This is a genomic window from Rummeliibacillus sp. POC4 (assembly GCF_003576525.1).
Lineage (GTDB): Bacteria > Bacillota > Bacilli > Bacillales_A > Planococcaceae > Rummeliibacillus.
In genome coordinates this window covers 25,694-49,611 of record NZ_QWUA01000011.1, presented here as the reverse complement: position 1 = coordinate 49,611, position 23,918 = coordinate 25,694, and the positions used below count along the sequence as shown (strand labels likewise).

The following is a 23,918-nucleotide window of genomic DNA, read 5'->3' as shown; positions in this document are numbered from 1 at the left end:
TTTTTTACTATATAACGCAAATCATCTATATTTGAATTTTGAGAAAATTAATCTTTATAATAATTTTAATAAGTCACGTAAATGATATTATTTTTCTTTTGAATATTCACTACTAAATAAGCAATATCTGTTTTTGCCTGAATTTTTTGCCTTATACAATGCGACATCTGCATTCTGAAATAACCTTTTATATGAAAGTTTGAAATCATTATGCCATTCTGAAATACCTGAGGATAACGTAACCGATGGTTCTGTTACACTTGGAATTAGATTAATAATGTGATTGACAATTTCAACCGTTTCATTTGCTTTCTTACTCGGTAGATAAATGGCCATTTCCTCTCCACCCCAACGAGCACAAATTCCTTCATCTTGTATACAAAGTTGTAATTGTTCTCCAATTGACTGTAAGATTAAATCACCCATTTGATGTCCAAATGTATCATTAACCATTTTAAAATTATCAATATCTAACAATACGAACGTCCCACAATTATCTTCGCTCATTGAACTTTCAATATAGCGTTCTAAATATTCTCGTGCATACAACTTCGTCAAATGATCGCGGTCTACCATTTCTTGTAATTGTTCACGTAAAAGAATATTTGAAATGGCTAAAGATGAGTGTCTGATGAGCGATTGCATTAATTTAAAACTATCAAATGAAAAATAGTAGGAATCTTGGTGTAAAATTGCACAATATCCCTGTACTTTTTCTCTAACAATAATTGGAACTACCATCATGGAATTATACGGTATTTTTTCTTCGACTAGACTATCAAATTCTGCGACAAACAAAGGATCTACTGAATTACTAAAATGATTTGAAATATAATCGCAGTAAATTTTTGACTCTTTTCGATAAAAGAACGCTGTAGTTCCATTAGCATTTTGAAATTCATCTTCATTTAGTAAAGCAAAACAAATTTCAGAAGGTTCAAATGACCTTTTCAATTGTTTAGTCAGAAAAGATAATATTTCTTCCTTGTTTAACTTCATATTCAATCGTTGGGATGTTTCATTAATCATTTGCAAATCAGAAACTAAACGATGAGATTGATGGTAAAGTTTGGCGTTTTCGAGTGCGTTTCCTGAAGTTTTAGTTAAATGTTGTATAAATCTTTTTTCTCTCGAACTATAACGATATTCAGTTGGAGCAAAAATTTGCAGAACACCATATATTCCCTGCTTTCCTTTAATAGGTGCATTTAAAAGACGATTATTAATATCGGTAGCATGTTCAATCGTCATTTCTCCTGATACAAACGCTTCTATTGTTGATGGACGTTCCAATAAATAATCAAAGACATATACATCTTCTATTTTAATGCGGTCTTGATCATTTGATAATATCAATTTCGAAGGGAATTTCGGGAAAATTCTTTTTACACCATGAATCATTGCTTCTAAAATATGATCAACATCCATTGTTGAATGGAATACTTCAGTCATTTCAAATAGTTCTTGACTTAACTTTTTCTCATAAATAATATTTTGTGTAATTTTTATCATTTTAACTGTATCGCGTAATAGGTTCTCTAGTTCATCAACGAAAGGAGTTTGTGCAAAAGAATTCCATAATGATGATTCTTCTAAAATAATCATCCCTATCTTGTCACAGTTTTCCTTATCACAGTTATCTTTTAATATAAGAACATCACCAGCATAATCAAAATAATGCTTTAATGTGTTAACTAGTCGATTAGGAAAATGATGTCTCTGATTTAAATAAGGTTCAACCAATAGAAATGGAATGCCATTGGAAATATAATAGCCATCACTAGAAGTGGATAGCGGATATAATACGTCATTTTCAATGCTTAAATATTCAACTTTATTAATATTAAACTCTTTACTCATGATTCCTTTAAACAATTCTAAATACTCAACTGCAGTAAGTGGTTTCTTAGCATTTTCTATCCACAAATCAAGCATCTGACTTTTAATACTTTGCATTATTTGTAGACTTCGCAACTTTCCATCACCTTTTTTCTTTGATACAGTATGTAAATATTTTTTACTATTCCAGTATACATCAAATGAGTCTTTCAAACTATAAACAATCTGTATTTTTTTACATAATAGCATAAATGCCATTATAAATGACTATTAGTTTTATATCTGTGATGTTTATCAACATCTATACCACGTGAAAATTTACTAGATATTTTATAGATTTATCCAAACTACCCGTTAAACATTTTGAATTCAACTTATGATTAGAAAAAATCAATCTATATTCCTGCTTTCAAAAAGTAGGAACTCTAGTTATTAATGAAAAAAGTAATTTTCCTTGACACTTGCATTCATAGAAGATAGAATGTAATTTGTGTAAAATAAACGCAGCGGTTGTATGGTTTTATTGCTTCATTTTATTCCTCTACTTATGTAGACGGTGTATTGCGTAACTCTTCGGCTGCAAGAGCGAAGATACATGAAAATAAAATGACAGTGGAGCTAAATACATCTGGTTTTTATTTTATGCCAAATAAAAAACCAATAGGAGGGACTCTAAATGTCTCGTTATACAGGTCCATCTTGGAAACTATCTCGTCGTTTAGGCATTTCTTTAAGCGGTACTGGTAAAGAAATCGAAAAACGTCCATACGCTCCAGGACAACACGGCCCAACTCAACGTAAAAAATTGTCTGAGTACGGCTTACAATTACAAGAAAAACAAAAACTTCGTCATATGTATGGTATGAACGAACGTCAATTCCACAACTTATTCGTTAAAGCTGGTAAAATGAATGGTGTTCATGGTGAAAACTTCATGATCCTTCTTGAAACTCGCTTAGACAACCTTGTTTACCGTCTTGGTTTAGCTCGCACTCGTCGTGCTGCTCGCCAATTAGTAAACCATGGTCACATCTTAGTTGATGGCAAACGCGTTGACATCCCTTCATACAGCGTAAAACCAGGTCAAGTTATTTCTCTTCGTGAAAAATCTCAAAACCTTGATGTTGTAACTGAAGCTATCGAAGTTAACAACTTTGTACCAGAATATCTTTCATTAGACGCTGACAAAAAAGAAGGTACTTTTGTACGTCTTCCAGAACGCAGCGAATTATCTGCTGAAATCAACGAATCATTCATCGTCGAATACTACTCTCGTTAGTCTTCGAGTATTTCAAAAGATATATTTCAAAACCTTGTTTCCGTTTTATACGGTTACAAGGTTTTTTTATGTTCTTAAAACGTATCAATCTAAAATTTTGTTTATTTATAATACAAGTAGGCATACAACTACTTCTATTATCAGGGCTTTCATATGTTATAAATGACAAATACCTTAAAACAAAGGAGGTCATAAAATGCACAACAGAAATTGCGGTCAATTTGGTGAAAGTTGTCATCAAGGAATGATGCCTAATTACTCTCCAAATCAAATGTTTCCAGCTCATATGGGACCAACGCAAACTTTACCAACACAGTATGATCCAGCACGAGTTTCGCCAACAAGAGAAATGGTAAGAACAAACGTTATGAACACAGTAGTTCCACATATTCATCCAAGTCATACTACAACAGTCAATAAGCACGTTATTCACAACCAACATTATTTCCCTCACACAGAGTCCGTAGTAAATGAATGTTATGAAACAAATACTATTTGTGGTATGCCTCAAAAAGGTTGCTGTCATCCACGTCATTGGGGAAGAAGATAATAACTCGGTGCTGATTTCTTTGTAATATTATATTCTTCAACAATGCATCGGCCAGGTTATTTATTGCCTGGCCTGTTAAGTGTATACTACATAAAATCTATATTACTACCTATACAAAAAAGAGCTGCAGACCAGTATTTAATCTGCAACTCACACTATTTTTAGGTATTTACCAATTATTCAATTGGTCCTTCCCAAGCTAACATTCCACCTTCCATGTTAGTAGCATTATATCCGTTTTCCTCTAAAAACGATGTTGCTTGTGCACTTCTGCGTCCAGAGCGGCAAACAATAATATATTCAAGATTCTTATCTAATTCTTCTAAATGGAATTCAAGTGTTCCCAATGGAATTGTTTGCGCAATATTAATTTTTCCTGTAGCTGTTTCTTCAGGTTCACGAACATCGATAATGTTAATTTCTTGTCCTTCGTCTATTTTTTTTAATACTTCATCTGGTGTAATAGTTTTCATTTTATCTTTTCCCCTTTTAAAAGTTTCTTATTTACTTTATCCAATTATAAAAGTACAATCACACGGTTATTGTAACTCCTGAATTGAAATTATATATATCATTTCGATTCTTCCTACTAATGATGTTTGGCTTACCCTTATGTTATCATCGACTTTTTACTAGTAAATCGACAGCTTCCTTAATCAGTACTTCTTTATCCTTTTCATGTAATCGTTCTTCATCTGACATGCAATGTACTAAATTGGTACTTACGATTAAGCCAATCGTACGATCAATTGCAGAACGTGAAGCAGATAATTGAGTAACTACATCTTTACAATCCTTTCCCTCATCAATCATTCGGATAACGCCTTTTAATTGACCTTCTAATCGTTTTAAACGATTTCGAATTTGATTGTTGTATTCCATATGTTCACCCCTTACAAACTTTATGTATAACTCGTACCGATATTATCCCCCTTATAGTATTATGTCAAGAATTGAGATAGGAAATAAATACTTTGCATTTCAATACCCCTAATAGTATATTGTTCTTAAAATGAAATGTATATGCATTATTTATTTCAAGGAAAGGGGAATATTTTTATGGAATTAAATGTAACAGTATATTCAACAACGAACTGTGGCTATTGCGAATTAATGAAAAATTTCTTAAAAGAACAAAATATAGACTTTAAAGTGGTCAATATTCACAACGATCCTAATATAGCTCAATTTTTGATGGAAAAGACAGGGCGCCTGGGTGCCCCACAAACATGCATTAATGATGCATGGGTACTTGGATATGACCCTAATAATGCAATGAAGATCATTGAAAGACTAAAAAGCTTATAATATCCGTTAACCTAGACAATATGCATACTTTCTTTATCTAATACTCCTCCACTGACATCCCACATTTTGTTTTGCTTGAATTTTGATCCTTCGTTTTAATTTTTAAATATAAAAAGTGACTTAAAGGTAATAAAAACTCCCTTTAAGCCACCTTAAAAAAAACGGACAACTATCTATAAGGCATAAATTCTATAACGACTTAGTTGAATTTAACCATATGATATTTCTTTTTACCGCGTCGGATAATCGCAAATGAATCTTCCATACGATCTTCCGCATCGATTACATAATCTAAATCTTTAACTTTTTCACCATTTACAGAAATAGCACCGTTTGTGACATCTTCACGAGCTTGGCGTTTAGAAGATGAAATTTTAGCTTCTACTAATAGTTCAACAATATTTTTATCTTCTTTCACAAGATCAACTGAAGGAACGCCAGAAAATGCAACTTTCATTTCTTCTACTGAAAGTGATTTTAAGTTTCCAGAGAATAATGCTGCTGTAATACGAAGAGCTTGTTCAAGTCCTTCTTCTCCGTGAATGAGTTTTGTCATTTCAGATGCAAGTGTTTTTTGAGCTTCACGTAAATGCGGTTCAGTTTCCACTTTTTGTGCTAGCCCTTCTATTTCTTCGCGAGTTAAGAAGGTGAAAATTTTCAAGTATTTCACGACATCAGCATCCGCTGTATTTAACCAGAATTGGTAGAATTCATATGGAGATGTTTTTTCAGGATCTAACCAGATGGCGCCACCAGCTGTTTTCCCGAATTTTGTACCATCAGATTTTGTTACTAACGGAATTGTAATTCCATATGCTTTTGCATCTTCATCATGTGTTTTTCGGATGACTTCAAGACCTGTTGTGATATTCCCCCATTGATCGGAGCCTCCAACTTGAATACGCACGCCATAATGATCGTATAAATGATTGAAATCAATACCTTGGATGATTGTGTAAGTAAATTCAGTAAAAGATAATCCTGTTTCTAAACGTGAAGAAATTGTATCTTTGTTTAACATGTAGTTAATATTAATCAATTTACCGTAGTCACGTAAAAATTCAATTGCACTTAACTTTCCTACCCAACCATAGTTATTCACTAATTGTGCACCATTTTTATCACCAGAAAAATCAAAAATGCGTTCAAGTTGTTTTTTAATACCTGCTACATTATGGTCAATTTGTTCTGTTGTAAGGAGATTACGTTCAGTTGAGCGACCAGATGGATCCCCAATCATACCTGTTGCACCACCTACTAGAAGAATAGGACGATGACCAGCTTTTTGGAAACGACGTAAAGTCAACATAGGGACAATATGACCAATATGCATAGAGTCTGCAGTCGGATCAACTCCCACATAAAGAGAAACCTTTTCCTCGTTTAATAATTTTTCCATTCCTTCAGCATCTGTTTGTTGGTACAACAAACCACGCCATTTTAAATCTTCAATTAGTGCGTTTGTCATTTAAATTTCCTCCTCAAATTTTTTTGATTTCTGCAGCTAGGTCTCCTAGAACTTATAAATGAAAATAAAAACGCCCCTACACAACTATGTGCAGGGACGTTAATGTCAAATTTAACGCGGTACCACCCAGCTTGAAGAAAATACTTTTCTTCCGCTTCAATCGCTTTATCGCAGCGGCTACGTTCTCGCTCCAGATGTGTAATTCGCGTCCATACTTTGACTAGCTTTCACCAACCGCTAGCTCTCTATACAGGGAATAGGATCACTACTGCGCATCGTTCAACGCAAGAAAACTATATTAATGACTATTGTACTTCATTTTAAGTAGTTGTCAATAAGTATTATTATTGTCATTTCGTATTATGGTATAATAGACAATATTTTAGAAGGTTATTCAAAAAAATTTTGAAAGTATAGTTATCTTCAGAAAAAAGTGCTTAAATAACGCTGTTGTAGAAAGGAATAATTGCAACAGAATATGTAAAATCTGAACATATAACAAATATATCAATATTGCTATATTTCTATTTTACATTCAATTAGCTTCATGATGATTAATGGCTTAGCTATTAATCATATGACAAAACATCATAGAATTAGCATTCTTCTAAAACAATAATAACTGTATAGAAAAATCATTGATGGATGCAACAATGGTTATTTCATTGAAAACATTTAAAGGAGGTAGGCTTCTGTCAAAAATGCATCATCAATCTTTATATATTTATATAGAGATTTAGAGTTTTGACATTGGTCGAGTGATCAAAAAGATGAAAGAATGGATAGCCAATATAAATCAAAAAATTGATGAATTATCAAAAACCACATGGATGAAATATTTCCGCATTACTTCGAGTGTCGCTTGGAATTTAGTTTTAATCTTTATACTATTTGTTTCAATGGGATTTGTTTTTGTTGGTTCAATCGGTGCTGGTTACTTCGCTTCGCTTGTAAAAGACGAACCATTACGTCCCAAGACTGAAATGCGTAACACAATTTTTAACTACGAAGAAACGAGTACCCTCTATTTCGCTAGTAATAAGTATCTAGGGAAAATGAGGACAGACTTAGAAAGACAGGAGACAACATTAAAAAAAGTATCACCTAATGTCATCAATGCAGTATTAGCCACTGAAGACGAGTACTTTTATCAACATAACGGAATTGTACCTAAAGCAGTCGTACGTGGGATTTTGCAAGATGTGAGTAACTCCAATACTCAAACTGGTGGTTCCACATTGACACAACAATTAATAAAAAACCAAGTTTTGACCAATGAAGTTTCTTATGAACGAAAAGCAAAAGAATTACTCTTAGCTATGCGTTTAGAACACTTTATGACCAAAGACGAGATTTTGGAAGCTTATTTAAACGTTATTCCTTATGGTAGAAATGCAAGTGGGCGTAATATTGCTGGTGTTGAGACAGCTGCTGAAGGACTTTTTAATAAAAGTGCGAAAGACCTAAATCTTGCACAATCTGCTTATATCGCGGGGATTCCACAATCTCCTTATGCCTATACACCTTTTACACAAAGCGGAAAACTGAAAGACGCAGATAATTTAAAACTTGGCATTAACAGAATGAAGACGGTTTTATATCGTATGCATGAAACAGGTTAAAAAAAAAAAAAACAATATAAGAAAGCTTTAAAATACAACATTAAAAAGGATTTCCGTAAACCAGAAGTTCGTCCTGAAGAAAAATATCCATATGTAACATATGAAATTGAAAATCGTGCAAAAGAGATTATGGCTAAGATTCTAGCTAAAAAAGATGGCATTGATGTTGATCGTTTATCCCATGAAGCTAAACTGAAAGAAAAATATAAAATCCTTGCAGATCGTGAATTACGTTCAAAAGGATATAAGATATACTCAACTATTGATAAAAAAATGTATGATACGATGCAAAAGGTAAAAGATAATTTCCCATATTATGGTGCAACTTTCACTAAACAAGTGACAGATTCTGAAACGGGTAAAGTAACGAATGTTCCTGATCCAGTTCAAGTCGGTAGTATCGTCATCGAAAATAAGACAGGTAAAATTTTAAGTTTTGTCGGTGGTAGAGACCATAAATTAGAGGCTACGAATCACGCTACACAAGCAAAACGCTCAAACGGCTCTACTATGAAACCTTTACTTGTCTATGCACCTGCCATTCAATATGGTGTCATCGGTGCGGGTAGCCCTGTAGCAGACGTTAAATTCAGCATAAATGGATGGTCACCTTCTAACTATACTGAAACAGATGAACGTGGCTTAATATCAGCTCGCGAGGCTTTAAAAGATTCTCAAAACTTACCAGCTATTCGGTTGTATGCACAAATCATTAACCACAGACCCGCTGGATTATTAAGAAGAAATGGCTTTACAAGTTTAGATGATAGTGATTACACAAACTATGCAACTTCTATCGGTGCTTTAAGAAATGGTGTCACAATTGAAGAAAACACAAATGCATATGCAACATTTGCAAATGGAGGCAAATTTGTTGATGCTTATATGATTTCTAAAATTGTAGATAGCAACGGTAAGACAGTCTATAAACATAAAGTGAAATCTAAAACTGTTTATAGTAAACAAACATCTTATATCACAACAGATATGCTACGTGATGTATTAAAACAAGGTACAGGTACAACCGCGAATAGCAATTTAAAATTCCGAGCAGATTTCGCCGCAAAAACCGGTACATCTCAAGAATATAAAGACGTATGGTTAGTCGGTTACAACCCAGATATTTCTTTAGGTGTTTGGATGGGGTATGACCAACCTAAAACGTTATACCAAGCTAATGGTGTTTACGGTCAACCAAGTACACGGATAAACCTTCTATGGGCAAGATTGATGAATGCAGTTTACGATACAAATCCAAAATTAGCTACTGCTAATGGTAAAACATTCACACAACCTGCTGGCGTTGTTAGCCAAACGTTCTGTGGCATAACAGGTAATGCTCTTACAAATGCATGCTCAGGAAATGCAAGAACAGATTTATTCAACGCGAATGTAATGCTACCTGGTGCTGAAACAGCATTTTCTGGAGGCGGTTTATCGAATGCCTTTAAACAAAAAATGTTAAGTCCATTTGGTGGAGACTATTCAAAACTATTTGGTGCAAAAGAAAAAGAGAAAAAAGAGAAAGAAAAAGAAAAAGAAAAAGAGAAGGAAAAACAAAATAATTCTAGATCTAATAACACTAACGCTAACAATAGTAGTAATTCTAACAGACCTGGAAATTCGAATAGCTCAAACAACTCGAATAACTCAAACCAATCCAATAACAATGCCGGTAATTCTAATAATAATTCCGGTAATAATAACTCAAACGGGTCAAATAATTCAAATGGATCCGGAAATTCAAACGGATCGGGCAATTCAGATGGAAATTCAAATGGATCCGGAAATTCAAATAACTCAGGTGGCACAGGAGCCAACGGTGGTAACAATAATGTAAATCCTAAACCTGAAGAAGACGGTCAATAATTGTTAAAAGAAAGCAATTAAATAAGCACAATCCGAAGGACATTACATATTTTAAACGACTAATATGTAATGTCCTTCTTTTCTTATGAATTGGCAGTGTGGATGAAAAGTCAAATAGGCATTCTACTCATTTACAACGATTAGCGAAGCAACACAAGTACACAAAATATTCTCATTTGTGAAGTTTTTTTCTACTTTACTCATGTATAATGAATTAAAACAGTAAAATAAGGATGTGGATATATGGAGCATCTGCGAAAATATAATTCAAAAAAAATTGAAATCCCCAACGGAACGATTTTAGTGGAAGGCCCAGTACCAACCAATGTGCTTCAAAGACTCAAATTCCATGAAGGTTTGACCGCTTTTAGAATACCTCAGCAACAATTTGCTGCCATTATAGAAATTTCGAAGCTTCCAGAGGGACGAATGATTATTGCAAGATTAAATGACACAATCATTGCATATGCAACTTTTCTTTATCCTGATCCTCTCGAGCGTTGGTCAGAAGGCAATATGGAGAATCTATTAGAATTAGGTGCTATAGAGGTTGCCCCCGAATTTCGTGGAACAGGTGTAGGAAAAAGCATTTTACAAGTAGCAATGATGGATGATGCTATGGAGGATTATATTGTCATTACAACAGAATATTATTGGCATTGGGACTTAAAAAGAACTGGATTGAATGTCTGGCAATACCGAAAAGTTATGGAAAAAATGATGCAGGCAGGAGGATTGGAAGTCGCGGCAACAGATGATCCTGAGATTTCCTCCCATCCCGCTAATTGCTTAATGGTTAGGATTGGGAAACGTGTTGATCAAAAGTCTATCAAAAAATTCGACCAATTACGTATTATGAATCGTTATATGAATTGATTGATCTTCAATGAAGGGGTGGATCTAATGTTAATCGAGGAAATAATGAAAACAAAGATTTTTACATTGAAATCAGATAATACGATTAAAGATGCACTAAGAATTATGAGAGCAAATAAAATTCGCCATTTACCAATTGTTAATGACGAAAATAATTTAGTTGGGTTATTAACTGAAAGAGATTTAAAAAATGCACTTCCCTCTCCCCTAGTAAAAAAAACTGTAGAAAATATATACGAACAAAATTTAGAAAAATTGATGATTACAAATCCTATAGTTTGTCATCCACTTGATTTTGTAGAAGAAACAGCATTAATTTTTTATGAAAATCGAATAGGATGCCTACCCGTTGTAAGCGGAGGAAAATTAGTAGGTATTGTAACTACTAATGACTTATTGTACACATATATCGAAATAACCGGCGCCACTAGGCCCAGCTCTCAAATTGAAATTCGCGTTAATGATCAAGCCGGTACACTACATGATGTTACAAAAGTTTTTACAAAACATCATGCAAGCATTTTGAGTGTACTCGTCTATCCTGACTCTCAACATGAAGAAAAAAGGATTCTCTCAATTCGAGTAAAAGTCATGAATCCACTTCCAATAATCGATGATTTACGCAAGGAAGGATTTGATGTGTTATGGCCAAATATGCCGGGTATCAATCGTCTATAAATAAAGCTGTTTTTATATATTCACCAGAACAACTAGACTATAAATTTTCAGATACACACCCATTTAATCAAAAACGTTTGGAACTAACGATTGACCTTCTGACTAGTATAAATGCGCTTAATCCATCAAATATTGTTAAACCGCGTAATACTACAGAAGAAGAGCTTCTTCTAGGACATGATATTCGGTATATAAATGCTGTTAAAATGGCTGGTCATGGAAAACTTACCGAAAAACAAGGAGAACCTTTTGGAATTGGAACAGAAGATACGCCCATTTTTCCGAATATGCATGAAGCAAGTGCAAAAATTGTAGGAGCCACACTTACTGCATGCGATTATGTCATGCAAGGACTATCAGAACATGCATTAAATCTTGGAGGTGGGCTCCATCACGGTTTTAAAGGACGAGCTTCAGGATTTTGTATATATAATGATAGTACGGTTGCTATCAAATACATGCAAAAAAAATACAATGCACGTGTCTTATATATTGATACAGATGCACATCACGGTGATGGGGTTCAATGGAGTTTTTACGATGAACCAAATGTTTGTACTGTATCTATTCATGAAACTGGTCGCTATCTATTTCCAGGGACCGGGACAATCACTGAAAGAGGCAGTGGAAAAGGATATGGGACATCCTTTAACTTCCCTATAGATGCCTTCACGGAAGATGAATCCTTCTTAGAAGTATATACAACAGCACTTCGGGAAATCACAGATCATTTTAAGCCTGATGTTATTCTTTCTCAAAATGGGGCAGATGCGCACTACTTAGATCCTTTAACACACTTATATGGGACTATGAATATCTATAAGGAGATTCCAAAACTTGCACATGAACTTGCTCACAAATATTGTGACGGTAAGTGGGTTGCTGTTGGCGGTGGTGGATATGATATATGGAGAGTGGTTCCACGCGCATGGTCATTCATCTGGATGGAAATGACCGATCAGGCTTTACCCACCGGAAATCTCCCAAAAGCTTGGCTTGATAAATGGCAAAAAGAATCACCAGTAACGTTAATACCAACTTGGACGGATCCTGAGAACCTATATGATCCCATTCCACGTAAAACAGAAATAACTGAAAAGAACCAACAAATATTAGAAAAAGCATTACTTCCTATTCGTTCAAAGAATAGTGAACTTATATAGATATCGCCCAAATAATACATTGATTATATTATAAAACTATAATGAGAATACTAGCGTTCACATAAAAAAAAACTGTTTCTTTCCCATTCTAAGATGGAAAACGAAACAGTTTTTCAGTTATTTTGTAGAACTTCGATCCTCAATACGATGCGGTAATATAAAGTTTTCTTCTTCTACTTGTTCTTTATTCATATATTTTGTTAGTAAACGCATTGATACTGCACCTATATCATAAAGCGGTAGAACAACACTTGTAAGTTGTGGACGAACCATCCGCGCAAGTTTTGAGTTTTCAAAACTGATCACTTCATAATCATCCGGAACTTTTTTCCCTGAATCTAATGCACCATGGATAATTCCAATTGCTAATTCATCACTTCCTGCAAAAAATGCAGTTGGTGGGTTTTGTAAACTATTTAATGTTTTGAAGTCCTCCAGACCACTATCATAGGAATCCTCAGCAGCTACTACTAGATTTTCATCAAGTTCAATACCAGCTTCATCTAAGGCCTTTTTATAACCTTCAAATTTGTATTTTTTGTTAATAGTAGATGTAAATGGACCAGAAACATATGCGATTCGTTTATGTCCATTATCGATAAAATGTTTAACTGCTTCATAAGCAGCTTGCAAATAATCAATATTAACAGATGGTGTTTGATGAGTTTCATCGATAGAACCTGCTAATACAATCGGAACTGGCGAATGACTCATTTTCTTTAATAATTCATCATTCACTTGATCGCTCATCATGACAATACCATCAACTTGTTTGCCGTACATATTATCTAATAATTGTAATTCTTTCTCTTCACGTTGGTCAGAGTTGGAAAGAATAATATTGTAGCGATACATTGTAGCGATATCTTCAATTCCGCGTGCTAATTCAGCATAAAAAATATTAGAAATATCTGGAATGATAACGCCTACTGTAGTAGTCTTCTTACTTGCCAAGCCACGAGCAACCGCATTTGGTCTATATTCTAATTTTGCAATAACATCGAGTACTTTTTTTCTTGTGGTCGGTTTAACATTTGGATTACCATTTACAACACGAGACACAGTTGCCATTGAAACATTTGCCTCTCTAGCAACATCATAAATTGTTACGGTCACTTGATGACACCTCTCTTTTCATATCTTATTTCAATGATACGATAAATTGGAAGCGATTTTCAACAAAATAAAAGTGACGAATCTAGTAACGATTCGCCACTTACTTTACATAGTAATTATTGAACTTGATAATTTTTCATAAAACTTTGGATTTTTTCATAGAAATCGTCAAATTGTGGAATACTCATTTGTTGTTGAGAATCAGACAATGCAACAGCTGGATCTGGGTGAACTTCCGCCATAACGCCATCTGCCCCAATTGCGATTGCAGCTTTTGCACATGGTAGGAGTAAATCACGACGACCAGTTGAGTGTGTTACATCGACAAAGACTGGTAAATGTGTTTCTTGTTTTAAAATTGGAACAGCTGAAATATCTAATGTATTTCGAGTTGCTCTTTCATAAGTACGGATACCACGTTCGCAAAGGATAATTTGATCATTACCTTTTGAAATAATGTATTCTGCTGCATTTATAAATTCGTCGATTGTTGCAGCTATACCACGTTTTAATAATACTGGCTTATTAACAGAGCCCGCAGCTTTTAATAATTCGAAGTTTTGCATATTTCTTGCACCGATTTGAATGACATCGATGTAGTCTAATGCTTCTTCTAAATGAGATGGTGTAACAATTTCAGTAACAATGCCTAAACCGAATTTTTGACCAACTTCTTTTAAAATCTTTAATCCTTCTACTCCTAAACCTTGGAAGTCATATGGTGAAGTACGAGGCTTATATGCTCCACCACGCATTAATTTTAGACCTTTAGATTGAATAGATTCAGCTACTGCTGCTGTTTGTTCATATGATTCAACAGCACATGGTCCAAATACAAATGTAGGTTTACCCTTTCCTATAGGTTCACCATTAACATTGACAATTGTATCTTCTGGTTTACGTTTTCGTGATACTAATAATTCTTTTTTCTGATTTGTTTCTTGTAATTTTAATGCTGATTTGAAAATCTCTTTAAAAATGTGTTCAACTGTACCCTGACTTAATGGACCTTGATGATGCTCTTTCAATAGATTCAACATATGTCTCTCACGAAGAGGATCATAACGGTTAACACCTTGTTTCTCTTTTACTTTACCGATTTCTTCTACCACTTCTGCACGTTCATTAATCAAACGTAAAATTTCAAGGTTTAATGCATCAACTCGATCGCGAAGTTGATCTAAATTTTGATGACTCATTGCCGTTTCTCCTCTCTTCCTTCGTATCAGGTACTTTCAGAAGTCTGAAAACTATGATACATTTTATGATATTAGGAACATTATAATCAATTCAAACAAGAATGTCACGCTTTTTCTTTAGCGCTTCAACGCGATAAAGCTAAAAGTTTTCTAATTTCTTAGAAAGGTTGGGTAAATGTGGCTTCAAAACTCTTTGCATTAGATATAGGAACTCGTTCTGTAGTCGGTATCATTTTAGAAGAACAAGATGAAAAATTTCACGTAGTTGATTTAATAGCAGAAGAACACAAAGAACGCGCAATGGTCGATGGTCAAATACATAATGTTATACATGTTGCGTCTGTAATTCAACATGTAAAAGAACAATTAGAAGAAAAACACGGTCCACTTCGTTCAGTAAGCGTTGCTGCAGCTGGACGTGCTTTAAAAACAGAACAAGGCTCTGCTTCATTGGATATAAAAAATCGTCCAGCAATAACAGAGGATGATATTAATCGATTGGAATTGGCGGCTGTTCAGAAGGCACAACAACAATTACTAGCGCATAATGAAAAGGGACATAGTAATCATTATTATTGTGTTGGCTATTCCGTTTTATACTATCGATTAGACAATCAAGAAATCGGTAGCTTAATGGATCAACAAGGTGAAGAAGCAGAAGTTGAAGTAATTGCTACATTTCTTCCGAGAGTCGTCGTAGAATCCCTGCTAGCTGCCTTAAAACGTGCAGGTTTAGAAATGGAAGGTTTGACATTAGAACCTATTGCAGCCATTAATGCTTTAATCCCAACAACTATGCGTCGTTTAAATGTTGCACTCGTTGATATTGGTGCTGGTACCTCTGATATTGCGATTACAAATAAAGGGACAGTTGTAGCATATGGGATGGTACCAACAGCTGGAGATGAAATTACAGAAGCTTTAAGTGATCATTACCTATTAGACTTCCCAGTTGCTGAAAAAGTAAAACGTGACATGTCAAAACATGATGAAATTTCCATCTCAGATATTTTAGGATTTGAACAAATCTATCAAAAAGAAGAAATAATGGATGTTCTAAGACCAGCCGTAGCATCCCTTGCATCATCAATAGGAAATGAGATTCTTCGACTTAATAGTCAAGTAGCACCGAAAGCCGTCTTGCTTGTCGGTGGTGGAAGTTTAACACCTGAAATTACTGATGAATTGTGTAAGTTTCTCGAAATCCCTAAAAATCGTGCAGCAGTACGAGGAATAGATGCTATTCAAAAACTTACTCATGAAGATCATGTACCAGTATCACCAGAACTTGTTACACCTATTGGAATTGCTATTGCGGCAAAAAACTCTCCAATTAAATACATGTCAGTAATAGTGAATCAGCAAGTTGTTCGATTATTCGAAGTTAAAGAGATGACAGTGGCTGATGCCCTTTTAGCTGCAAATGTTAGCATCAACCGTTTATATGGGAAACCTGGGCTAGCAATAGGCGTAACAGTGAATGGACAAGATATTTTTGTACCTGGTGGTCATGGTAGCCCTACAGAAATACTTGTAAATGGCGAAAAAGCATCTACAAAACATCCTATCCAAAATGGGGATGTCATTGAACTTATTGAAGGTGCTGATGGGGAACCAGCAAAAGCAACCATACAAGACATGATTGAATGTGAAGATGATTGGACAGTTTATATTAATGAGGAGCCGTTTGTAATTCAACCTAAAATTAGGTTAAACGATCAACCAGCAGAAATTACTACTCTTCTAAAAGATGGAGACATATTAACTATCGACAAAGCCCAAAATGTTCAACAAATATTATCATGGACAGGTAAAGAACATCTATTGAATGAGACTCAACCATTCTTTATTATAAAAGATCGTACAACTGTACAGTTTCCAGAATTTAATAACCAAATTTTTGTTAATAATCAACCCGCAAAACCATACTTTCAAGTAAAGAATGGCGACCATATTAATATACAGGCAGCAAAACGTCCAACTATTTATGATATTGCTAACCACTTCAATATAAATTTAGAAAATCGTATTTTAGTTTCTTTTCAAGATGAAAAGTTAGAGTTAAAAAAACCATCCTTTAGCATATTGGTCAATGGAGAAATAGCGAATAGCACAACTGAAATTAAAAGTGGGGATCAACTTCAATTTTCCGAATTAGAATCTTCTCGTTTTACATACCAAGATGTATTCCGATACTCTGATTGGCAATTACCTACTAATTTCAAAGGAACCTTTGAAATCTTAAGAAATGGCGAGCCATCACAGTTTGATGCTGAAATTTTCGGGGGCGATCAACTTTTGATTAATCTTATACCTACAACTGCTACTCATACTAATGAGGTTCTCACATCACAAGAGAATAACTAATTGACCTATTTTACATTGAAAGTGTCCGTTGTAAAAATATTTGACCACGAACTAAACCAAAACAAAGCCACGAAAAATTTACAGATTGTAAAATTTTCGTGGCTTTTTGTAAAAAGTTGTTTTTCGTTAACTTTTTTATCTTATTTAGTTTCTTTTTTTGCTGGTTCTGATATAGCTTCTTCAATTGCTTCAGTAACAGCTGTATGTTCATTGTTTTCAGCTTCAAATTCAGCAATAGTCTTTTCCATCGTTTCCATAATATCTAATGGTTCTTCTCCTTCATAGGAAACTGTTCCATCATCAAATGGAGGTGTAGAAGTAGATTTTAAATTTTTCACTTTTCCAACCAACTGACCAGACTGTTCTTGTACTTTTTTGGATAATTCTACTGTTTTTTCTTTTGCAGTAGATGTAAATCCAGCGCTTTTTTCTTTCAATTGGCTAGCTTGAATTGCCACATCACTGCGTAATTCTTTTCCAGCTTTAGGCGCTAAAAATAATGCTGTAGCTGCTCCAACTATACCTCCAACAAATGCACCTATGATAAAGTCTTTGAGATTGACTACTCCATCTTCGTTTGTATAAAGAGAATCAGGACGTCTTTCATAAGTTTGGGGTAAATACGTTTGTCCACTTTCTTCTAAACCAACGTTTCTTACTTCACTGTAATTAGGTTTCTTTTCCACCAATTAAATCCCCCCTATTATTTACGTTTGTGTTTCTTTGGAACTTCTTCATAAATTGTTTCTGTTTCTGTTGCCTTTTGCTTTTTCAGCTTATCACGGATTCCGATAAAGGCATTGCTCCATTGAATTACTTGAGCGATTTGATCACTATTTTTTGATACATTTGTATTAATGGATGTAGTTATATGCTTTACAGAATCACTTAAGCCACTAACAGACTCACCGAAGCCCTTAACCGCAGTTACTACTGAATTCAATTGTTGAGACTTTCCTTGAATGTCTTCAGCAAGCATATTCGTCTTTTCTAATAGACTTGTAGTTTCTCTCGTAATACCTTCCATTTGCCCTTCAATGCCTGCCATTATATTGGCAACATTATCCATTGTCTTTTTCAATGAACTCAATGTCATAGCTAAACCAATACATAATACTAAAAAGCCAATTGCGGCTACCAATGCAGCAATGTATAGAATAACAATCATTTTTGTACCTCCATTCTCTCTATATGGATATTTCCACAAAATAAGTGTATTTAAACATCACTTATCTAATTTATATTCTACAAATATTTTCTATATCCTGCCAGTGAAATGTTAGTCTATTGGCGACTATTTCAAATTTGTTTTTTATAAGATTTTTTGAATTGTAATATGTATGTTTTATTATCGAAAATATGCATATATTTAACATAAAACTTTTAGCGAGTTTCATTCTTCATCTTTTTCATTATGCAAAAAGCTGAAGTAAACAATAATGTTCCTTCAGCCTTCTACTTTACGTTGTTATTTAAATATTTTCTTTAATAGTATTTTCAAATGCATTTTGGAATTTATGGATATCTCCAGCACCCATGAATAAGAATACAGAATCTTCATGTGTTAGTAAATCTGGAATAACATCCATTGTTAGCACTTTGCTACCTTCAATTAAATTAGCTAAATCTTGAATTGATAAAGCACCAGATTTTTCACGTGCTGAACCAAAAATATCACATAAGTAAACACTATCAGCTTTACTTAAGCTATCTGCAAAGTTTTGTAGAAATGCTTTTGTACGTGTAAAAGTATGTGGTTGGAAAATCGCCACAAGTTCACGATTTGGATATTTTTGACGAGCAGATTGAATCGTTGCACTTATTTCAGTTGGATGATGTGCGTAATCATCGATTAATGTACGTTTACCGATGTTTGTTTCAGTAAAACGACGTTTAACACCTTGATACGTATGAAGGCGTTCTTGAATCAAATCTGCTGGAAGTTCTTCATAATGACAAAGTGATATAACAGCCAAAGTATTTAATACATTATGATCACCGAACATAGGGATAAAGAATTTATTATAAAACTCATTGCGTACATATACTTCAAAAGAAGTCCCTGTAGTTGTTTTTTCTACATTACGAGCTTCAAAATCATTTTCTGAACCAAAACCGTAATAAACAACTGGTACATTTGCTTTAATCTTTTGTAAGTGCTCGTCATCGCCGCAAGCTACAATTGCCTTTTTCACTTGAAGGGCCATAGTTTGAAATGCATCAAATACATCCTCAATATCTTTATAATAATCTGGATGGTCAAAATCGATGTTCGTCATAACCGCATAGTCTGGATGATATGCAAGGAAATGACGTCGATATTCACAAGCTTCCATTACTAGATTTTGAGCGTTTTTAGCCCCGCCTCCAGTACCATCACCGATTAAATAAGATGTTGGATTAGCACCTTCTAATACATGAGCCATTAACCCTGTAGTAGAAGTTTTACCATGTGCACCTGTTATAGCAACCGAAGTGAACTTTTCTAAGTAATTACCTAAGAACTTATGATAACGAATAACTTCAACACCTAATTCTTTGGCACGTACAATTTCTGGATGGCTGTCTGGAAAAGCATTACCTGCAATAACAGTCATCCCTTCTGTAATATTATTTGCATCAAATGGCAAAATTGTTATGTTACGTTTTCTAAGTGGTTCTTCAGTGAAAAAGTATGTTTCAATATCTGATCCTTGTACTTGTTCTCCTGAATCAAACAAAATTTGAGCAAGTGAACTCATTCCTGAACCCTTAATACCTGTAAAATGATAAACTGTCATGTTGAAACCTCCTGGGAAAGTTTCCTTACCCTTGAATAATCAAATCTATGAACTGCTCGCCGTAAAAAACGGTGGCTTCTTGATGGTAAAGTTATTTGCACAACCATTCAAGCAAACCCTCTTGTTCTTCAAGTTTTTGAGTTGTCGTTCGACTTTATCTTTGGACAATACGTCCATTAATAGGCTGAAACTCTAACCTTTTAAACTTCCATAGTAAGTTATTTTTTATCTGCTTAAATTAAAACATCTATCATTATAGCACGATTTAACGAAGTTCTAAACTAATCACTAATTCCTTATTATTTTCAGCTTAAAGTAGAAAAAATATGCTGAAACAGGTGTATTTTATACATCATAAGAACCGAATATTTCTTCTAAATCACTTTCGGTTAAAAAAACATCTCTTGGTTTTGTTCCTTTTGATTCTGAGATAAATCCTTGTGCCTCCATCATATCCACTAATCTTGCTGCTCGATTATAGCCAATACGATATTTACGTTGCAAGGAAGACGCTGATACAGAACCTTCGCTACAAATATAGCGACATGCTTCTTCGAACAGTTCGTCTTGTTCTTCAATTGAATCGACTTTCTTTAATAATTCTTCTTGTTCAAATAAGTAATCTGGTTCCCCAAGAGTGCGAACATAGTTTGTCACTGCTTCAATCTCTTCATCTGTGACATATGTACCTTGTACACGCACTGGTGCAGACATGCCATTGCCTAAGTAAAGCATATCTCCTCTACCTAATAGTCTTTCAGCACCTTGGCTATCTAAGATAGTACGAGAGTCCACATGTGATGAAACAGAAAACGCAATTCGCGTTGGAATATTGGATTTGATCAACCCCGTAATAACATCGACTGATGGTCTTTGTGTTGCCAAAACTAGATGAATCCCGCATGCACGTGCTTTTTGTGCAATGCGGCAAATAGACTCTTCTACTTCTTGTGGAGACATCATCATTAAATCCGCTAATTCATCAATCACTATTACAAGATAAGGCATCTTCAACGAGAATTTCCGTTCTTTTTCAACCATCTTGTTATATCTTGTAATGTCACGCGCCCCTAAATGAGCAAATAGTTGATAACGTCGGTCCATCTCTTCAACTGCCCATTTAAGAGCCGCAGTTGCTGCCTTAACATCTGTAATAACAGGACTTACAAGATGTGGAATATGATTGAATGGTGCAAGCTCTACCATCTTAGGGTCGATTAACATCAATTTTACATCTTGCGGACTAGCTTTCAATAGCAAACTGATTAAAAGTGAGTTTATACACACAGATTTCCCTGAACCAGTAGCTCCTGCAATCATTCCATGTGGCATTTTTCGTAAATCGATAGTAACAGGCTCCCCTGTTAAATCCAATCCTAATGCAGCTTCCAGTGGAGATTTTGAATCTACAAAAGATTCATGGGTAACAACTTCTGAAAGTCTGACAGGGCGAGATGTGCGATTTGGGATTTCAATACCAATTGAACTTTTCCCAGGAATAGGCGCTTGAATTCTTATGTCTTTTGCTGCTAATGCAAGTTTTAAATCGTCCGCTAAATTACGTATTTTACTTACTTTTACCCCATGACCAACAGTAATTTCAAACTGTGTTACAGCAGGTCCCTGAACAATTTGTACGATTTCCCCTTCAATTTGGAAATATGACAAAGCCTCGATTAATTTTGCACCTTGAGCATCCATCCATTCAAAGTCCTCAGTTTGTTCTTCTGGTGGTTCAAGATACGAAATTGCTTTTTCAAGATGATCATTCACTTGTGGAGGCTCTTGTTCTACTATAGTATTACTTTGTTGTTCGAAAGTAACTGGAATCGTTGCTGATTTTTCTTCTTGTTGGGCATCATCTAAGGTAATTGAATGATCAACTGTAGCTATAACTGGTTCATCTTCTATAACTTTCTCAGCTTCAATTACTTTTTCATTTTCAATTACTTCTTCATCTTCAATTACTTTTTCGTCTTCGATTACTACTTCATCTTCGATTACTTTTTCTTCTTCAATTACTTTTTCATCTTCGATTACTACTTCATCTTCAATTACTTTTTCTTCTTCAATTACTTTTTCATCTTCGATTACTACTTCATCTTCAATTACTTTTTCTTCTTCAATTACTTTTTCATCTTCGATTACTACTTCATCTTCAATTACTTTTTCTTCTTCAATTACTTTTTCTTCTTCAATTACTTTTTCTTCTAGAATTGCTGAAATTTCTTCTTGTAAATTTTTTTCTATAGAGATTTCTTCTTTTCTTTGAATAGGATTTGTTTTGAAATCGCCCCAAGACTTTTTACTTGGTAATGGTATGATCTGTTTATTTAATTTTTCTATTTTTTTCTTATCAGATTTAAGCATCACTACATTAAATGGTATGCGACTTCCAGTTTGAATCGGCTCTTGAACATTTTGCACATCATTGGATTCGTTATGCTTTAATTCTTCAGAAATATTGTCTATAGTATCCATTTGATCTGCGTCAACAGAGATAGTGGAATCTGTTCCTGGTATTTCTGTATCTACTTCTTTCTCAGCTTCTTGTTCTTGAGCTGAGCTTGTTTCTGTTTGTTCAACTAAACCTTGCGTATCTAACTCATCCATCATCATTTCTATTTCATCAGATTTTATATTAGTAGTTACTGATTCATCGCAACTAATTTCATTTTTGGTTTCCAATGAATTTGTTTCTACTACTGATTTATCTTGTACACTTATAGGACTTTGCATTGGTTCTTGAGATAAAACCTTTTCTACAACTATATGTTCATTTACAGTATTTTGAACCTGTCCTTCCTGTACTTTAAGTTCTATATCATCTTGTTTCTTTTCGAATACATTGCTGTTAGTTTTTTTTACAGGAGTTTCACTTAGATTCGCTTTTACGACAGAATTATCGGATGAATGCTCTGCAGCATCTTTTGAAATTGAAGAAACTGTCGATTCTGTTACTATTGTAGCTGCTACTTCATTTTGTGCTGCTAGATTTGAAGAGTTCTGTTCTTTTTTCTCTTTTTTATCTAACAAATCGTAAATGTCTCGACCTTGTTGTGGGCGTTTTTGGAACCCATATATTGGAGATGGGACATCCGTCGGTACAAATTTTTTCTTTTTTGGTACGTATGAAGGCGTTACAGACTCACTTTTAATCGTTTTTGTTTTTAAATCATTTGATTGTTTTTCAATTGGATTCTTTTGATTTAAGCTTTTAGTCCAATTTGGATTAAATGGATTATAATTTTCCCTATTTGTCTTTTCCACAACACCTCTTAATCCTCGTGGTTCACGTGCAAATGGTGTATATGCTTCTGGCCGTTGATTATTACCTTGTTTAGCTAGAAATGGGTTTTGGGTGTTAACTTGCTTATTTGTTCTTTTAGAAACAGGTCTTACCAATTCTTTCGATTGAAGCCAATCGGGCACATCTACATTTTGTGATTGTTGATGCTGAGTATGTAAAGTAGATGTGCTTGTCCTACTATTTTTATCATTTTCATCCGGAATTAAAGGGAATTTAAACGATTCTCTTTTACGGATGAAGTTAGGTTCACCATTTTGATTTTGTTGTTGTGTGTATGTGTCATCTAAATATTCTTCATCTATATTGTTTACTTCATAATCATTTTCAAATTGTTCAAAAGTTTTATATTGATCTTCATCATTGTAGTTTTTATTCGCATGATTCTCAGTTGATGTATCTTCCACTTCGTCACCTAGAATGCGAGAGACGATTTTTTTAAACCAGCTCATTTTTTGCACCACTCTTTTCTAAATCATTGCCTTCATTTTATCAAT

The 23,918-nt window shown here is 34.3% G+C and carries 17 protein-coding genes, 1 pseudogene and 1 other annotated feature; of the genes and pseudogenes, 8 read left to right on the top strand and 10 right to left on the bottom strand.

The window, feature by feature from the left end; all coding sequences use genetic code 11:
* Positions 1–87: 87 nt before the first annotated feature.
* Positions 88–2,052, bottom strand: coding sequence for a sensor domain-containing diguanylate cyclase (locus D1606_RS05835; RefSeq protein WP_158582321.1), 1,965 nt, complete (start codon positions 2,050–2,052; stop codon positions 88–90).
* A 463-nt stretch (positions 2,053–2,515) separates the two neighbouring features.
* Here D1606_RS05835 and rpsD point away from each other — a divergent pair, with 463 nt between their 5' ends.
* Entirely contained in the window at positions 2,516–3,118 is a 603-nt protein-coding gene (gene rpsD, locus D1606_RS05830; protein ID WP_119415081.1) for a 30S ribosomal protein S4, read from the top strand.
* A 196-nt stretch (positions 3,119–3,314) separates the two neighbouring features.
* Entirely contained in the window at positions 3,315–3,668 is a 354-nt protein-coding gene (locus D1606_RS05825; protein WP_369973753.1) for a CotD family spore coat protein, read from the top strand.
* A 176-nt stretch (positions 3,669–3,844) separates the two neighbouring features.
* Here D1606_RS05825 and D1606_RS05820 read toward each other — a convergent pair whose 3' ends face one another.
* Positions 3,845–4,141: a rhodanese-like domain-containing protein gene (locus D1606_RS05820; protein WP_119415080.1), complete on the bottom strand. Its 297-nt coding sequence runs from the start codon at positions 4,139–4,141 to the stop codon at positions 3,845–3,847.
* Positions 4,142–4,286: 145 nt separating this feature from the next.
* Positions 4,287–4,550 carry a metal-sensitive transcriptional regulator gene (locus D1606_RS05815; protein ID WP_119415079.1) on the bottom strand — a complete coding sequence of 88 codons (264 nt, stop codon included), beginning with the start codon at positions 4,548–4,550 and terminating at the stop codon, positions 4,287–4,289.
* Between the two features lie 177 nt (positions 4,551–4,727).
* Here D1606_RS05815 and D1606_RS05810 point away from each other — a divergent pair, with 177 nt between their 5' ends.
* Entirely contained in the window at positions 4,728–4,976 is a 249-nt protein-coding gene (locus tag D1606_RS05810) for a glutaredoxin family protein (protein WP_119415078.1), read from the top strand.
* 199 nt (positions 4,977–5,175) lie between these two features.
* Here the strand turns inward: D1606_RS05810 and tyrS are convergent, their stop codons facing one another.
* Positions 5,176–6,444, bottom strand: a complete 1,269-nt coding sequence (gene tyrS, locus D1606_RS05805) for a tyrosine--tRNA ligase (RefSeq protein WP_119415077.1) — start codon at positions 6,442–6,444, stop codon at positions 5,176–5,178.
* 89 nt (positions 6,445–6,533) lie between these two features.
* Positions 6,534–6,736, bottom strand: a binding site (T-box leader).
* A 478-nt stretch (positions 6,737–7,214) separates the two neighbouring features.
* Here tyrS and D1606_RS05800 point away from each other — a divergent pair.
* The 4 genes and pseudogenes from D1606_RS05800 to D1606_RS05785 all read left to right on the top strand — a co-directional run bounded on the left by D1606_RS05800 (position 7,215) and on the right by D1606_RS05785 (position 12,652).
* Positions 7,215–9,935 (top strand): annotated as a pseudogene (locus D1606_RS05800) (transglycosylase domain-containing protein).
* Between the two features lie 243 nt (positions 9,936–10,178).
* Complete coding sequence (locus D1606_RS05795) at positions 10,179–10,811, top strand: GNAT family N-acetyltransferase (protein ID WP_119415076.1); 633 nt, start codon at positions 10,179–10,181, stop codon at positions 10,809–10,811.
* 27 nt (positions 10,812–10,838) lie between these two features.
* On the top strand, positions 10,839–11,489 hold the full coding sequence (locus D1606_RS05790; protein WP_119415075.1) for an acetoin utilization AcuB family protein: 651 nt from the start codon (positions 10,839–10,841) through the stop codon (positions 11,487–11,489).
* Complete coding sequence (locus D1606_RS05785) at positions 11,456–12,652, top strand: acetoin utilization protein AcuC (protein WP_199670674.1); 1,197 nt, start codon at positions 11,456–11,458, stop codon at positions 12,650–12,652. Before D1606_RS05790 ends, D1606_RS05785 begins: the two co-directional genes overlap by 34 nt.
* A 117-nt stretch (positions 12,653–12,769) precedes the next feature.
* Here D1606_RS05785 and ccpA read toward each other — a convergent pair whose 3' ends face one another.
* Positions 12,770–13,768, bottom strand: a complete 999-nt coding sequence (gene ccpA / locus D1606_RS05780; protein ID WP_119415074.1) for a catabolite control protein A — start codon at positions 13,766–13,768, stop codon at positions 12,770–12,772.
* Positions 13,769–13,884: 116 nt separating this feature from the next.
* Positions 13,885–14,967, bottom strand: coding sequence for a bifunctional 3-deoxy-7-phosphoheptulonate synthase/chorismate mutase (locus tag D1606_RS05775; RefSeq protein ID WP_119415073.1), 1,083 nt, complete (start codon positions 14,965–14,967; stop codon positions 13,885–13,887).
* A gap of 177 nt (positions 14,968–15,144) precedes the next feature.
* Between D1606_RS05775 and D1606_RS05770 the strand changes: the two genes are divergently transcribed.
* On the top strand, positions 15,145–17,334 hold the full coding sequence (locus D1606_RS05770; protein WP_119415072.1) for a cell division protein FtsA: 2,190 nt from the start codon (positions 15,145–15,147) through the stop codon (positions 17,332–17,334).
* Between the two features lie 140 nt (positions 17,335–17,474).
* Here D1606_RS05770 and D1606_RS05765 read toward each other — a convergent pair whose 3' ends face one another.
* The 4 genes from D1606_RS05765 to D1606_RS05750 form a co-directional block, all read right to left on the bottom strand.
* Positions 17,475–18,020 (bottom strand): YtxH domain-containing protein, encoded by a 546-nt coding sequence (locus D1606_RS05765; RefSeq protein WP_233548030.1) that lies wholly within the window; start codon positions 18,018–18,020, stop codon positions 17,475–17,477.
* A 17-nt stretch (positions 18,021–18,037) separates the two neighbouring features.
* Entirely contained in the window at positions 18,038–18,502 is a 465-nt protein-coding gene (locus tag D1606_RS05760; protein ID WP_119415070.1) for a DUF948 domain-containing protein, read from the bottom strand.
* 304 nt (positions 18,503–18,806) lie between these two features.
* The gene (murC, locus tag D1606_RS05755) at positions 18,807–20,114 is read right to left on the bottom strand and encodes a UDP-N-acetylmuramate--L-alanine ligase (RefSeq protein WP_119415069.1); all 1,308 of its coding nucleotides are present in this window, start codon (positions 20,112–20,114) and stop codon (positions 18,807–18,809) included.
* Between the two features lie 345 nt (positions 20,115–20,459).
* The gene (locus D1606_RS05750; RefSeq protein WP_119415068.1) at positions 20,460–23,873 is read right to left on the bottom strand and encodes a DNA translocase FtsK; all 3,414 of its coding nucleotides are present in this window, start codon (positions 23,871–23,873) and stop codon (positions 20,460–20,462) included.
* Positions 23,874–23,918 lie beyond the last annotated feature (45 nt).

Excerpts from the sequence above, each read along its gene's own strand:
- rpsD (WP_119415081.1), top strand. The coding sequence starts at position 2,516 with ATGTCTCGTTATACAGGTCCATCTTGGAAACTATCTCGTCGTTTAGGC.
- D1606_RS05825 (WP_369973753.1), top strand. The coding sequence starts at position 3,315 with ATGCACAACAGAAATTGCGGTCAATTTGGTGAAAGTTGTCATCAAGGA.
- D1606_RS05820 (WP_119415080.1), bottom strand. The coding sequence starts at position 4,141 with ATGAAAACTATTACACCAGATGAAGTATTAAAAAAAATAGACGAAGGA.
- D1606_RS05815 (WP_119415079.1), bottom strand. The coding sequence starts at position 4,550 with ATGGAATACAACAATCAAATTCGAAATCGTTTAAAACGATTAGAAGGT.
- D1606_RS05810 (WP_119415078.1), top strand. The coding sequence starts at position 4,728 with ATGGAATTAAATGTAACAGTATATTCAACAACGAACTGTGGCTATTGC.
- tyrS (WP_119415077.1), bottom strand. The coding sequence starts at position 6,444 with ATGACAAACGCACTAATTGAAGATTTAAAATGGCGTGGTTTGTTGTAC.
- D1606_RS05795 (WP_119415076.1), top strand. The coding sequence starts at position 10,179 with ATGGAGCATCTGCGAAAATATAATTCAAAAAAAATTGAAATCCCCAAC.
- D1606_RS05790 (WP_119415075.1), top strand. The coding sequence starts at position 10,839 with ATGTTAATCGAGGAAATAATGAAAACAAAGATTTTTACATTGAAATCA.
- D1606_RS05785 (WP_199670674.1), top strand. The coding sequence starts at position 11,456 with ATGGCCAAATATGCCGGGTATCAATCGTCTATAAATAAAGCTGTTTTT.
- D1606_RS05775 (WP_119415073.1), bottom strand. The coding sequence starts at position 14,967 with ATGAGTCATCAAAATTTAGATCAACTTCGCGATCGAGTTGATGCATTA.
- D1606_RS05760 (WP_119415070.1), bottom strand. The coding sequence starts at position 18,502 with ATGATTGTTATTCTATACATTGCTGCATTGGTAGCCGCAATTGGCTTT.
- murC (WP_119415069.1), bottom strand. The coding sequence starts at position 20,114 with ATGACAGTTTATCATTTTACAGGTATTAAGGGTTCAGGAATGAGTTCA.
- D1606_RS05750 (WP_119415068.1), bottom strand. The coding sequence starts at position 23,873 with ATGAGCTGGTTTAAAAAAATCGTCTCTCGCATTCTAGGTGACGAAGTG.